General features: G+C 67.6%; 8 protein-coding genes and 1 riboswitch. Of the genes, 5 read left to right on the forward strand and 3 right to left on the reverse strand.

Annotation, left to right across the window (positions count from 1 at the left end):
• Positions 1–65: 65 nt before the first annotated feature.
• Together BMW54_RS17180 and BMW54_RS17185 are read right to left on the reverse strand one after the other, a co-directional pair.
• A complete protein-coding gene (locus BMW54_RS17180) occupies positions 66–1,745 on the reverse strand; it encodes an AMP-binding protein (protein ID WP_090058556.1) in 1,680 nt (559 codons plus the stop codon).
• Positions 1,746–1,800: 55 nt separating this feature from the next.
• Positions 1,801–4,353 (reverse strand): alpha-L-rhamnosidase, encoded by a 2,553-nt coding sequence (locus BMW54_RS17185; RefSeq protein WP_090058560.1) that lies wholly within the window; start codon positions 4,351–4,353, stop codon positions 1,801–1,803.
• Between the two features lie 120 nt (positions 4,354–4,473).
• Between BMW54_RS17185 and BMW54_RS17190 the strand changes: the two genes are divergently transcribed.
• Both BMW54_RS17190 and BMW54_RS17195 read left to right on the forward strand, forming a co-directional pair.
• Positions 4,474–4,992, forward strand: coding sequence for a DUF2501 domain-containing protein (locus BMW54_RS17190; RefSeq protein ID WP_217642673.1), 519 nt, complete (start codon positions 4,474–4,476; stop codon positions 4,990–4,992).
• 81 nt (positions 4,993–5,073) lie between these two features.
• The gene (locus BMW54_RS17195; RefSeq protein ID WP_090058566.1) at positions 5,074–5,982 is read left to right on the forward strand and encodes an SDR family oxidoreductase; all 909 of its coding nucleotides are present in this window, start codon (positions 5,074–5,076) and stop codon (positions 5,980–5,982) included.
• Between the two features lie 53 nt (positions 5,983–6,035).
• Here the strand turns inward: BMW54_RS17195 and BMW54_RS17200 are convergent, their stop codons facing one another.
• Positions 6,036–7,970, reverse strand: coding sequence for a response regulator (locus BMW54_RS17200; protein WP_090058569.1), 1,935 nt, complete (start codon positions 7,968–7,970; stop codon positions 6,036–6,038).
• Positions 7,971–8,132: 162 nt separating this feature from the next.
• Positions 8,133–8,345, forward strand: a riboswitch (cobalamin riboswitch).
• Between the two features lie 167 nt (positions 8,346–8,512).
• Here BMW54_RS17200 and BMW54_RS17205 point away from each other — a divergent pair.
• From BMW54_RS17205 to BMW54_RS17215, 3 genes are all read left to right on the forward strand, one after another.
• On the forward strand, positions 8,513–11,020 hold the full coding sequence (locus BMW54_RS17205) for a ribonucleoside-diphosphate reductase subunit alpha (protein ID WP_090059044.1): 2,508 nt from the start codon (positions 8,513–8,515) through the stop codon (positions 11,018–11,020).
• Positions 11,021–11,187: 167 nt separating this feature from the next.
• Positions 11,188–12,216 (forward strand): ribonucleotide-diphosphate reductase subunit beta, encoded by a 1,029-nt coding sequence (locus BMW54_RS17210; protein WP_090058575.1) that lies wholly within the window; start codon positions 11,188–11,190, stop codon positions 12,214–12,216.
• A 150-nt stretch (positions 12,217–12,366) separates the two neighbouring features.
• Positions 12,367–12,762 carry an acyl-CoA thioesterase gene (locus tag BMW54_RS17215; protein WP_090058578.1) on the forward strand — a complete coding sequence of 132 codons (396 nt, stop codon included), beginning with the start codon at positions 12,367–12,369 and terminating at the stop codon, positions 12,760–12,762.
• Positions 12,763–12,795 lie beyond the last annotated feature (33 nt).

Here is a 12,795-nt window from a genome sequence, read left to right on the forward strand (position 1 = left end):
GTGATGAGGCCGTTGCGTGAATCCCGGGTGGAGGGGGGTGCATCTTTCGCATCGCACTGCCCCGGCTAGGGCGCTGCCGTCCGCGCGAGTTCCGCCACCATCGCCTCACGCATCAGGTACTTCTGTACCTTGCCCGTCACGGTCATGGGAAAGGTGTCGACGAACCGTACGTAGTGCGGCACCTTGAAGTACGCGAGGTGCCGACGGCAGTACTCCTGCACCGAGGCGACCGTCAGTCGCGCGCCGTCGCGCACGCGGATCCACGCGCAGACCTGCTCGCCGAACTTCGCGTCGGGCACGCCGAAGACCTGCACGTCCTGAATGTCGGGGTGTCCGTAGAGGAACTCCTCGATCTCGCGTGGATAGATGTTCTCGCCGCCACGGATGATCATGTCCTTCAGGCGCCCGACGATGCTGCAGTAGCCGTCGTCGTCGAGCACGGCCAGGTCGCCGGTGTGCATCCAGCGCGCGTCGTCCAGCGCGCGTCGCGTGTTCTCGTCGTCGTTCCAGTAACCGCGCATCACGGAATAGCCGCGCGTCAGCAGCTCCCCGGGCGTGCCACGCGGAACGACGCGACCCGCCTCGTCCACGATCTTCACTTCCACATGCGGATGGACGCGGCCGACCGTCGATACGCGCAGGTCCAGCGGGTCGTCCGGCACCGTCTGGAAGCTGACGGGGCTGGTTTCCGTCATGCCGTAGGCGATGGTCACGTCCGCCATGTGCATGTCGCGGACCACGCGGCGCATCACTTCGATCGGGCATGGCGAACCCGCCATGATCCCGGTGCGCAGACTCGTGAGGTCGAACTCGCGGAAGCGCGGATGTTCCAGTTCGGCGATGAACATCGTCGGCACGCCATGCAGGGCGGTGCAGCGCTCCTCGGCGACGGTTTCGAGCGTCGCGAGCGCGTCGAAACCTTCTCCCGGGATCACCATGCAGGCGCCGTGCGTCACGCAGGCCAGATTGCCCAGCACCATGCCGAAGCAGTGATAGAACGGCACGGGAATGCACAGGCGATCTTCCTCGGTGAGGCGCATCGCTTCGCCGATGAAGAAGCCGTTGTTGACGATGTTGTGGTGCGTGAGCGTCGCGCCCTTCGGGGCGCCCGTCGTGCCCGAGGTGAACTGGATGTTGACCGGGTCGTCGAACGACAGCGCCGCCTCCACGACAGCCAGCCGCTCACGCGCCGCCGCGTCCGCTGCGATGTCCTGCCAGCGCAGCGTGCCGGGCGCGGCCTCGTCGTCGAGCAGGATCACGTGGCGCAGGTCGGGCAGAGCGGCGGCGCGCCAGCGGCCCGCCGGTGCGGTCGCCAGTTCTGGCGCGAGGCCGAGCAGGATATCGAGGTAATGCGACGCCTTGAAGCTGCGCGGAAGCATCAGTGCGCGACAGGCGACCTTGTTGAGCGAATACGCCAGCTCGTGCGAGCGATAGGCGGGATTGATGTTGACGAGGATGAGGCCGGCCTTGGGCGCGGCGAACTGCGCGACGACCCACTCGGCGCGGTTCGGCGCCCAGATGCCCACCCGGTCGCCTGGCTCGAGGCCCAGCGCGAGCAACCCGGCGGCGACCCGCTCCACCTCCTCCGCGAACCGCGCGTAAGTCCAGCGAATGCCCTGGGCGCGCACGACGAGTGCGGGGCGTTCAGGCCAGCGGGCGACGATGCGGTCGAGCAGCGCGCCGACGGTTTCGCCCAGGAGGGGCGTATCGCTCGCGCCGTGGACGTAGCTCGGAGGGTGGAGCATCTTGGGTTCCTTCTTCAGATCATGAGCCGGCGTGGTCGATCGTAACGGCGTGCGATCAGCGCGAGGCGAGGTGATGCCTGCCCGCGCCGACGACGCGATACGGCGCCCCGGGCAGCACGATGGTAGCCTCGGTGCCGACCGGTACCACGACATCCGCCTCCACCGTGCCGCGCGTCTTGCGCCACGCGACCGATGCCTCGCCATGCGGCGTCATCACGCTGGCCGAGGCGTGGTCGAGGAATGCCGTCAACTGCGGCCGCACTTCGAAACGGCGCCAGCCCGGTTCGAGCGGACGCAGGCCGGCGACGTCGCCGTAGAGCCAGTCGTCGATCGTGCCGAGGAAGTAGTGACCGCGCGAGCGCGAGGAGAGCTTCCAGTGTTCCCAGAGGCTCGTCGCGCCGTTCGCTCGCCAGAATCCCCAGCTCGGGAACGTCACCTGCGTGGCGATCGCCCATGCCTCGTCCTGGTGTCCGGTGGCGGTGAGCACCGGAAGGATGACCTTCGTCGCGAGCGCACCGGTGCTGAGGTGGTCGCCGCGCGCTCTCGCATCGGCGGCGACGCCATCGGCCACCCGCGCCCGCAGATCGTCGGGCACGAGACCGAACACCAGCGCGAGCAGGTTGTGCGCCTGCCGATAACCATCGTCGCCCTCACCCCGGTAGCGCGCGGCCTCGCGATCGAGGAAGCGCGCGTTGAACGCGTCACGCACGCGCGCCGCCTTCGCGTCGAACGCGCGGGCCCCGGCTTCGTTGCCGGTGAGCCTCAGCATCGCGGCGGTCGTCTTTTCCATGCCGTAGAGATACGCCGTGGCGGCGATCCGCTTGTCTTCCGGCGCGTTGCCGCCGCCCGGATCGCTCTCCGGACTGACCCAGTCGCCGAGGTCGGTATCCGCGATGCCGCCCGGCGAACGCGCATCCTCCAGCGCCACATAGCGTGCGATGCCGTCGATGTGCTCGTCGATCGGCCGACGATCGCCCGCGAACATCCACAAGGACCACGGCACGAACACATAGGCCGAATGCCAGGTCGGTGCGCGGCCCGTGCCCCAGCCCGGGTTCGGTGCGATGAGCAGCGGCGCCCCTTCGGCGTTGCGCGTGTCCGCGATGTCGCGCACCCATTTCGCGAGCAGACGATCGGCGTCGACGTTGCGCAGGAACATGTCCGCCGCGAGCATGCCGTCGCCGGTCCAGCCGTTCTTCTCGTACATCGGTGTATCGGTCGGGATGCCGTGGAGGTTGTTCACCATCGTGTCGACGGTGGCGCGATGGATCCAGTTCAGCAGCGCGTTCGAGCTGTCGAATCGCCCCGTGATCGCGACGTCGGTATGGACCACCTGCGCCGTGATGGCCTCGGGTCGCGGCTTGCCACCCGGCCAGCCTTCAAGCTGCACATAGCGGAATCCTTTGTACGAGAACTTCGGATGCCAGCGCAGTGGGCCGCCCGCGAGCGTGATCCGGTCCGTCTGGAAGTCGCCTTTCACGTAGTGGTGTTCGTCACGCCATTGCACGGTGCCGTCGGGCGCGAGCGTCTCGCCGTAATGCGCGACGACCGTCGTGCCCGCCGGACCGTTCATGTCGAACGTCGCCCATCCCGCGACGACGCGCGGGAAGGCGACGACGTAGGTTCCGGGCACAGGCTCCGTGACCTCGCTCGCTTTCAGCGTCTCGATCACGCGGATCGGTTGCTCGGTCTGCGCGACGAGGCGTCCCGCGGGCGCGGGCAGCGCGGCGGCAGCCGACCATCGCGCTGGCGTGACGGCGCGCGCATCGTACGTTTCGCCGCCGTAGAGATCGTCCAGGCGCGTCGGACCGTCCGCCACCTGCCAGCTTTCGTCCGTGACGACGTCTTCGCTGCGGCCGTCCTCGTAACGCACCCGAAGCAACGCGCGGATCCTCGGCTTGCCGTGCCAGGGCGCCTTCTCCCAATGCCACACGTTGACGTTGGTCAGGCCGTAGAAACCCCGCCCGAGCTCCGTGGTGAGGGTGTGGTCGCCGGGCGCGAGGGACACATCGTGCGCGACGACTTCGACACGCTTCGCATAGTCGGTGAACCCCGGCGACAGCACGGCGTCGCTGACCGGCTTGCCGTCGATCGCTACGTCCGCGTAGCCGCCGGCGGCGACGTACAGCGTCGCGCGCTCGACCGCACCGTCGATCGCGAACGACTTGCGCAGCAGCGGCGCGGGCAGTATGTCGGCGGGCTTGCCGATCCATCGCGCGCCGCGCCAGCCCGGCTCGTCCAGCGCCGTGTCGAAATACGACGACACCTCGGCCTTACCGTGGTTCGTGCGGACCGTGACTCGCCATGCGTAGCGAGTGCCTGGCTCGAGCGTGGGTCCCGCATACGCGATGTCGAACGATCGTGGCTCGTCGACCTCACCGCTATCCCATACGGTGCCGCCTCCGGCCGAGACCACGATGCGATAGCCCTGCTGCACCGTGCCGTTGCGGTCGTCGCGCACGACCCACGAGAAGCGCGGCGCGGAGACATCGACGTAACCGGGCGTGTCGCTGCGCTCGACGCGTGGCAGGGACAGCGTGACCGCCGCGGTGGCGAGGGGCGACAGGACGAGCAGTGCGCCGGCGAGGGCGACATGGCGTTTGCGCAAGGCGAGGGCCTTTCTTCATCTTCGGTCGTCGTCGAGCATAACGCGGCGGCGTGGCCGTCCATACATCCATCTAACGCGCGACGCGGTATCCCATCCGCACCTTCGACCATGGAGCACGCCATGAAGACGCTGATCGCCGGGATCGCCCTCGCCTCCGCCTGCGCCGCCCTGCCCGCGACCGCCGGGCAACTCGACAGCCTCAAGGGGATGATGGGTGGAGGCGGCTCGCTGACCTCGGCCAGCAAGGGCAACGCCGCCGGCATCCTGCAGTACTGCGTGACGAACAATTACCTGGGCGGCGACAGCGGCGCGTCGGGCATCAAGGATCAACTGCTCGGCAAGCTAGGCACGCACGCCGGGAGCGACGGTGCCGACGGCATTCCCACCGGCGACGTGCAGAACCGCAGCGCGCCGAAGCCCACCGAGGGCAGTTCCGCGGCGGCGCCTACCCAGGACAAGGGGTACCTCGATGGCGCAAAGGGCCTGCTGCGGACGTCCGGCGGCAAGACGCTCGATCTTGGCAGCGCGGGCGCGGGTGCGGGCGCCGGCGGCGCGGGCGATGTGAAGGCCCAGCTGACGCGCAAGGTCTGCGACGCCGTCCTCAAGCAGGGCAAGGGCATGCTCGGCATGGGCAAATGACATGACACGACGTGGACGGGACATGGACGTTCCGGCACGTAAACAGGAAGGCCTCCTCCCCACGACCCCGAGGCTTCCCTCATGTCGAAAGCAGCCGCCAGCGATCCGTACGCGATGCGCGATCCGCGCACGCAGTATCCGCAGCCCGATTTCTCCAAGCAGCCGCAGCCGGTGCCCGGCCTCGCGCGGGAAATGGTGCCCAAACCGGACCACGGCGAGACCAGTTACCGAGGCAACGGACGTCTGAAGGGCCGGAAGGCGTTGGTCACCGGCGGCGATTCCGGCATCGGTCGCGCCGCCGCCATCGCGTTCGCGCGCGAAGGCGCGGATGTCGTCATCAACTACCTGCCGGAAGAACAGAAGGACGCCGACGAGGTCATCGCCCTGCTGAGCGGCGAGGGTCACACGATCATCGGCGTGCCCGGCGATCTCGCCGACGAGGCCTTCTGCAAGGAACTGGTCGCGACCACCGTGAAGGAGCTCGGCGGCCTCGACATCCTCGCGAACGTGGCAGGTCGCCAGCAGTTCGCGAAGTCGATCGACGAGCTCGACAGCGAGTCGTTCGAATCGACGTTCCGCACCAACGTCTTCGCGCTGTTCTGGCTCACGAAGGCCGCCATGCCGCACATGCCGCCCGGGGCCGCGATCGTGAACACCGCGTCGATCCAGGCCTATGAGCCGTCCGATATCCTGCTCGACTACGCGCAGACCAAGGCGTCCATCGTGGCGTTCACCAAGGCATTGGCGAAGCAGGCGGCCGAGAAAGGCATCCGCGTGAACGCGGTCGCCCCCGGTCCGGTGTGGACGCCGCTGCAGCCGAGTGGCGGTCAGCCGCAGGAGAAAGTCGTCGAATTCGGCAAGAACGTGCCGCTCAAGCGGCCCGGACAGCCGGTGGAGTGCGCGCCCGTCTACGTGCTGCTGGCGAGCCAGGAAGCCAGCTTCATCACGGGCGAGACGTATGGCGTGACCGGCGGGCACATGTTGCCCTGAGGAACAGCGGCTAAGCCGCGGTGGGAGCACGCTCCCACCGCGATGAGAATGCCTCAACGACGCGCGATGCGGTCGATCGCCTGCATGAGGTCCGCGACGCCGTACGGTTTCACGATGATCGCCGTGCGCTCGTCGCGGACGACGCCATTGGCGAGGTGATCGCCCGTGGCGTAGAGCACCGGAAGCGTCGGTTGGGATTCCCGAAGTCGCGCGGCGAGTTCCACGCCGCTGATACCGGGAAGGCCGACGTCGGCCAGCAGGACATCGATCGTCTCCGATGCATGCAGCCGGGTGGCCTCGGTGCCGTCGCCGGCCTCGAAGACGATGTGCCCGCGGCTCTCGAGCATTTCGCTGATCGACATGCGGATCAATGCGTCGTCCTCGACCACGAGCACGCGCAGCGGCGCTACGCGGTCCGATTCCGACGGAGCCACCGCCGCGATGGGATCCGCCGGGCGCTGCCGCGTGGCGAGCACGTGACGGACACGGCGCGCCAGCTGATCGCGCGTATAGGGCTTGCTCAGCAGCTCGACGCCCTCGTCGAGACGGCCGCCGTGGACGATCGCGTTTTCGGTATAGCCGGAAGTGAAGAGCACGGCGATGCCCGGCTGCCGCTCGACCGCCTTGCGCGCCAGCTCGGGGCTGCGCAGCGTGCCAGGCATGACGACGTCGGTGAACAGGAGATCGATCGCGATACCGCTTTCGATGATCGAGAGCGCGCTCTGCGCGTCGCGCGCCTTGAGCACGCGATAGCCGAGGTCGCCGAGCATGCCGACGACGGTCTCGCGCACGGCGTCGTCGTCTTCCACGACCAGCACGGTTTCGTCACCACCACGCACGCCTTCCTCCTCGACCGCGACGACGCGGTCCTCGCTCTGCGTCGAACGCGGCAGGTAGATCTTCACGGTGGTGCCGTGGCCGGGTTCGCTGTAGATCTTCACGTGACCGCCGGACTGCTTGACGAAGCCGTACACCATGGACAGGCCCAGGCCCGTGCCCCGTCCTTCGGGCTTGGTCGTGAAGAACGGTTCGAAGACCTGCTCGATGATCTCCGGGGGAATGCCGGTGCCCGTATCGGTGACCGCGATCATCACGTACTGGCCCGGACGCAGATCGCCATGGGCGTCCGCGTACGTCGCGTCCAGCAGCGCGTTGCCGGCCTCGATCGTGAGCTTGCCCTGCCCTTCCATCGCGTCGCGGGCATTGATCGCCAGGTTGAGCAGCGCGTTCTCCACGTTGCCCGGGTCGATGAGCGTGTTCCACAGGCCGCCCGCGACCACGGTTTCCACCTCGATGGCCTCGCCGAGCGCGCGCCGGAGCAGGTCGTCCATGTCGCGGACGAAGCGGCCGATGTTCACCACCTTGGGCGCGAGCGGCTGGCGGCGGCCGAAGGCGAGCAGCTGGGCGGCGAGCTTCGTGCCGCGCGTGACGCCGGCCATGGCGTTGGCGACGCGACGCTCGGCGCGCGCGTTGCCGGCGATGTCCGCCCCGAGCAGCTGGAGGTTGCCGCTGATGACCTGCAGCAGATTGTTGAAGTCGTGCGCGACGCCGCCGGTCAATTTGCCGATGGCGTCCATCTTCTGGGCCTGGCGGAGCTGGCCGTGGGTGATCCCCAGTGCCATGTCGCCGTCGCCCTGGGTCCAGCCACCATCGACCGCGCCCGCGGGCTGGAAGGTCCCGAGCACCACCGGCCCGAGGGTCTGATCGTTCCAGGCTTCGAAAGCGACCCGCCACGGGCCACCGGTCCCCGTCGCGATCTGGAAGCCGCGCGCGGTGTCTTCATCGGGCGCTGCCAGCGCCGCCTCGACGCGTTCGCGCCCCTCGGCGTTCCACATCGACAGGAAGCCCCCTTCGGGCATCCGGCCGGCGGCCCACGCGTTCGCGTACAGGATGTCCCCGGCGGGAGAAAGCGCCACGAATCCATAAGGAAGCGAATCGAGCGACCGGGAGATGAGGCTGTGGTCCTGCAGCGCGAGCGACGGGGGCATCGGGCCTCTATGGGTCCGCAAAAAGAAGTTCACAGTTTATCGTCGGACCCCGGTCAACTTTGTGTAGACGACCTTCACATCGTGCGAAGGGCGGCAGGGCGCGGCGTATCAGGGACATAGCAGGTGACCCCACATCTTGTGTTGACCCACCGCAGGTCCGCCTATATCGTGTGTCGCGTTGGTGTCCGGCGAGGCGCGACTGCCCGTCGGACTTAAAAGGGAATCCGGTGCGAATCCGGAACTGCCCCGCAGCGGTAAGTGGAAACGACCCCGTCATCAGCACTGGCCCTCCGGGGGCTGGGAAGCGACGGGCTAGGTCGGCCCGAAGGCCCTCGTCCACGAGTCCGAAGACCTGCCGACAGTCGGTGCCCAGCGCGGCGCCGATTCGTGGTGACGGCTTCCGCGGGGAGGCACGTCGCGGACCGGAGCGCCTTCGTGCGCGCTCCGTCGCGACCCTTTCCGCCCGGCCCGAACCGCGTCGAGACCCGTTCGAGGGAACGGGAGTCCGGACACGGCCCTGGGGCACGCCAATGACGATCACGATGGATTCCTCCGCGCGCGAGCGCACCGAGACGGCCGACGCCGCCGTCACCACTTCGACCACGGCCGCCAGCACGGCACCGGCCGCCGGCTACCGCAACGACGCGCCGCCGGCCTTCACCCTGACGCCCCCGCACAACCCGGGCCAGATGCGCGTGACCAAGCGCAACGGCGGCCAGGAAGCCGTGGACGTGAACAAGATCGTGCGCGCGGTGACGCGCAGCGCCGACGGACTGTTCGCGGTCGATCCCATGCGCGTGGCGCTGAAGACGATCGGCGGCCTCTACGACGGCGCGACCACCCAGGAGCTCGACCAGCTCTCGATCCGCACCGCGGCGGCGCTCACCGCCGAGGAGCCGGAGTACGGCCAGCTCGCCGCGCGCCTGCTCGCCGCCTTCGTCGACAAGGAAGTGTCGGGCCAGGACATCCACTCGTTCTCGCAGTCGATCTCGACCGGCTTCGAGCTGGGCATCCTCAACGAGCGCCTCCGCGATTTCGTGCAGGTGAACGCGCGCAAGCTCAACGACGCCGTCGATACCTCCGCCTCGCGCCGCTTCGAATACTTCGGCCTGCGCACGGTCTACGACCGCTACCTTCTGCGCCATCCGACGAAGCGGTTCGTCATCGAGACGCCGCAGTACTTCTTCATGCGCATCGCGTGCGCGCTCGGCGGGAACGACGTGGCCGAGACGCTCGAGCTGTACCGCATGCTCTCGTCGCTGGAATACCTCGCCAGCTCGCCGACGCTGTTCAACGCCGGCACCGCGCACGAGCAGCTCTCGTCGTGCTTCCTGCTCGATTCGCCGCAGGACGCGCTGGAGTCGATCTACGCCAAGTACGGCGACGTCGCGCAGCTGTCGAAGTTCGCCGGTGGCATCGGCCTCGCCTACTCGCGCATCCGTTCGCGCGGTTCCCTGATCAAGGGCACCAACGGTCATTCGAACGGCCTCGTGCCGTGGCTGAAGACGCTGGACGCTTCCGTCGCCGCGGTGAACCAGGGCGGCAAGCGCAAGGGCGCCGCCTGCGTGTACCTCGAATCGTGGCACGCGGACATCGAGGAATTCCTCGAGCTGCGCGAGAACACCGGTGACGACGCGCGCCGCACGCACAACCTGAACCTCGCCAACTGGGTGCCCGATCTCTTCATGCGCCGCGTGGAGACCGACGGCGACTGGTCGCTGTTCGATCCCAAGATCGTGCCGCACTTCGTCGACACGTGGGGTCCGGCGTTCGACGCCGCCTACGAGAAGGCGGAGGCCGACGGCCTCGCCGTCAAGTCGATCAAGGCACGCGAACTCTACGCCCGCATGCTGCGCTCGCTCGCGCAGACGGGTAACGGCTGGATGACGTTCAAGGACCGCTCGAACGCCACCAGCAACCAGACGGCGCTGGCGAAGAACGTCATCCACCTGTCGAACCTGTGCACCGAGATCCTCGAGGTGACCAACGAGAACGAGACCGCGGTGTGCAACCTCGGCTCCGTGAATCTCGCCCGCCATGTGGTCGACGGCGCGTTCGACTTCGACAAGCTCGCCGCGACCGTGCGCACCGCCGTGCGCCAGCTCAACCGCGTGATCGACCTGAACTTCTATCCGATCGCCACGGCGAAGACGGCGAACCTGAAGTGGCGCCCGGTCGGCCTCGGCGTGATGGGCCTGCAGGATGTCTTCTTCAAACTGCGCCTGCCGTTCGATTCGGACGAGGCACGCGCGCTGTCGACGCGCATCCAGGAAGAGATCTACTTCCACGCGCTGTCGATGTCGAACGAGATCGCCGAACGCGACGGCGCCCACCCGGGCTTCGACGAGAGCCGCGCCGCCAACGGCGAGCTGCAGTTCGACTACTGGCCGGCCGCGACGCCGACCGGAAAGGACGACCGCTGGGCGAAGCTACGCGAGAACATCAAGGCGAAGGGCCTGCGCAACTCGCTGCTGATCGCCATCGCGCCGACCGCGACGATCGCCTCGATCGCCGGCTGCTACGAATGCATCGAGCCGCAGGTGTCCAACCTCTTCAAGCGCGAGACGCTGTCGGGCGACTTCCTCGTCGTCAACCGCTACCTCGTCGAGGAGCTCAAGACGCTCGGCCTGTGGACCGCGGACATCCGCGACCAGATCAAGCTGGCCGAAGGCTCCGTGCAGGGCATCGCCGCGATCCCGGCCGAGCTGCGCGCGGTGTATCGCACCACGTGGGAGCTGCCGCAGAAGGCCCTGATCGACCTGGCCGCCGCGCGCGGCGCATACATCGACCAGAGCCAGTCGCTGAACCTGTTCATGGAGAACCCGAACATCGGGCAGCTGTCGTCCATGTACATGTACGCGTGGAAGGCCGGCATCAAGACGACCTACTACCTGCGCTCGCGGCCGGCCACCCGTATCGCGAAGACGACGGTCAGTTCCACGGCCGCCGCGCCGGCACCCGTCGCGCCGTCGAAGGACGCGCAGGAACAGGCGGAAGCCGCGGTGTTCTGCTCGCTCGAGAACCCCGAGTACTGCGAAGCCTGCCAGTAAAGCCGGGGCTGGGGGATGGGAATGGGGGGCGCATGGACGATCGCCCGAGGGTTCCGGTGAGGCTCATGTAGCGCCACCGGCCCCGTCGGACTGCCGAGCGCAGCGCCCCCACTTCCCTTCTCCCATCTCCCAGCAGCACCTTTTTCGAATTCCGAGGCCCCACATCCATGTCCGCTTCTCCCATCACCCGCGACACCCACATCCTCGATCCCGGCTTCGAGCTCACGCTGCGGCCGATGAAATACCCGCAGTTCTACGAGATGTATCGTGCCGCGATCCGCAACACGTGGACGGTGGAGGAGGTGGACTTCTCGCTCGACGTCACCGACCTGAAGTCGAAGATGTCGGACGCGGACCGTCACCTGATCCATCGCCTCGTGGCGTTCTTCGCCACGGGCGACACGATCGTGTCGAACAACCTGGTGCTCAACCTGTACCAGCACGTGAACTCCCCCGAGGCGCGCATGTTCCTCTCGCGCCAGCTGTACGAGGAAGCGCTGCACGTGCAGTTCTACCTCACGCTGCTGGACACCTACATCCCCGAGCCGGCCGAGCGAAACAAGGCGTTCGCGGCGATCGAAAGCATCCCCTCGATCCGCCAGAAGGGCGAGTTCTGCTTCAAGTGGATCGACTCGATCCAGGACCTCAACCGCCTGGAGACGCGCGAGCATCGCCGTCAGTTCCTCCTCAACCTGATCTGCTTCGCCGCGTGCATCGAAGGCCTGTTCTTCTTCGCCGCGTTCGCCTACGTGTACTACCTGCGTTCGCGCGGTCTGCTGCACGGCCTCGCCTCGGGCACCAACTGGGTGTTCCGCGACGAGTCCGGCCACATGGCGTTCGCGTTCGAGGTCGTGCGCACCGTGCGCGAGCAGGAACCGGACCTCTTCGACGACGAGATGCGCCAGCAGGTCGAGGCGATGCTGGAAGACGCGATCGCCTGCGAAACGCAGTTCGCGGCCGACGTGCTCTCGGGCGGCGTGGCCGGTCTTTCGGTCAACGACATGCGCCAGTACCTCGAATACTGCGCCGACCAGCGCCTGGTCCAGCTCGACATGCCGAAGAAGTACGGCGCGAAGAACCCGTTCGACTTCATGGACCTGCAGGACGTCCAGGAACTGACCAATTTCTTCGAGCGACGCGTCTCCTCCTACCAGGTGGGCGTGCAGGGCGAGGTGGCGTTCGACCAGTCGTTTTGACAGCGCGATAGTAGGAGCGCGCCCTGCGCGCGACATCTTTTCGCGAAGAGCAACGGGGCCTGTTGCTCGCCGCCTCAAAAGATGTCGCGCGCGAGGCGCGCTCCTACCCGTTATGCGGCGGTGCAACATAACGGGTACACTAGGACAGCCATGACCGAAAACGTCCCCAACCTTCCCGTCGCCCGCCCGACCGAGGCCCGTGTCCTCGAGATCGTCTTTCCGGACCACACCAACCACCTGGGCACGCTCTTCGGCGGCCAGGCGCTGGCGTGGATGGACAAGGCGGCGTTCCTCGCCGCCTCGCGCTACTCGCGGAAGGTCGTGGTCACCGCCCGCTCCGAGCAGGTCGATTTCCACGTCCCGGTGCGCAAGGGCCAGATGGTGGAGCTGATCGCCACGGTCGTCTCGGTGGGCCGCACGTCCATGAAGGTGGACGTCGCCATGTACACCGAGGACCTCATCACCGGTGAGCGCGAGCTGTGCACGCGCGGCACCTTCACGATGATCGCGCTCGACGCCGAGCACAAGCCCACGCCGGTCCACTGACCGGCACCGGGCCCCGGACGGGGGCCTTGACCT

This window comes from Luteibacter sp. 329MFSha, from assembly GCF_900111665.1.
Taxonomy (GTDB): Bacteria; Pseudomonadota; Gammaproteobacteria; order Xanthomonadales; family Rhodanobacteraceae; genus Luteibacter.

Bases quoted from the DNA above. Each gene is read 5' to 3' on its own strand.
- BMW54_RS17180 (WP_090058556.1), bottom strand. From the start codon at position 1,745: ATGCTCCACCCTCCGAGCTACGTCCACGGCGCGAGCGATACGCCCCTC.
- BMW54_RS17190 (WP_217642673.1), top strand. From the start codon at position 4,474: ATGAAGACGCTGATCGCCGGGATCGCCCTCGCCTCCGCCTGCGCCGCC.
- BMW54_RS17195 (WP_090058566.1), top strand. From the start codon at position 5,074: ATGTCGAAAGCAGCCGCCAGCGATCCGTACGCGATGCGCGATCCGCGC.
- BMW54_RS17200 (WP_090058569.1), bottom strand. From the start codon at position 7,970: ATGCCCCCGTCGCTCGCGCTGCAGGACCACAGCCTCATCTCCCGGTCG.
- BMW54_RS17205 (WP_090059044.1), top strand. From the start codon at position 8,513: ATGGATTCCTCCGCGCGCGAGCGCACCGAGACGGCCGACGCCGCCGTC.
- BMW54_RS17210 (WP_090058575.1), top strand. From the start codon at position 11,188: ATGTCCGCTTCTCCCATCACCCGCGACACCCACATCCTCGATCCCGGC.
- BMW54_RS17215 (WP_090058578.1), top strand. From the start codon at position 12,367: ATGACCGAAAACGTCCCCAACCTTCCCGTCGCCCGCCCGACCGAGGCC.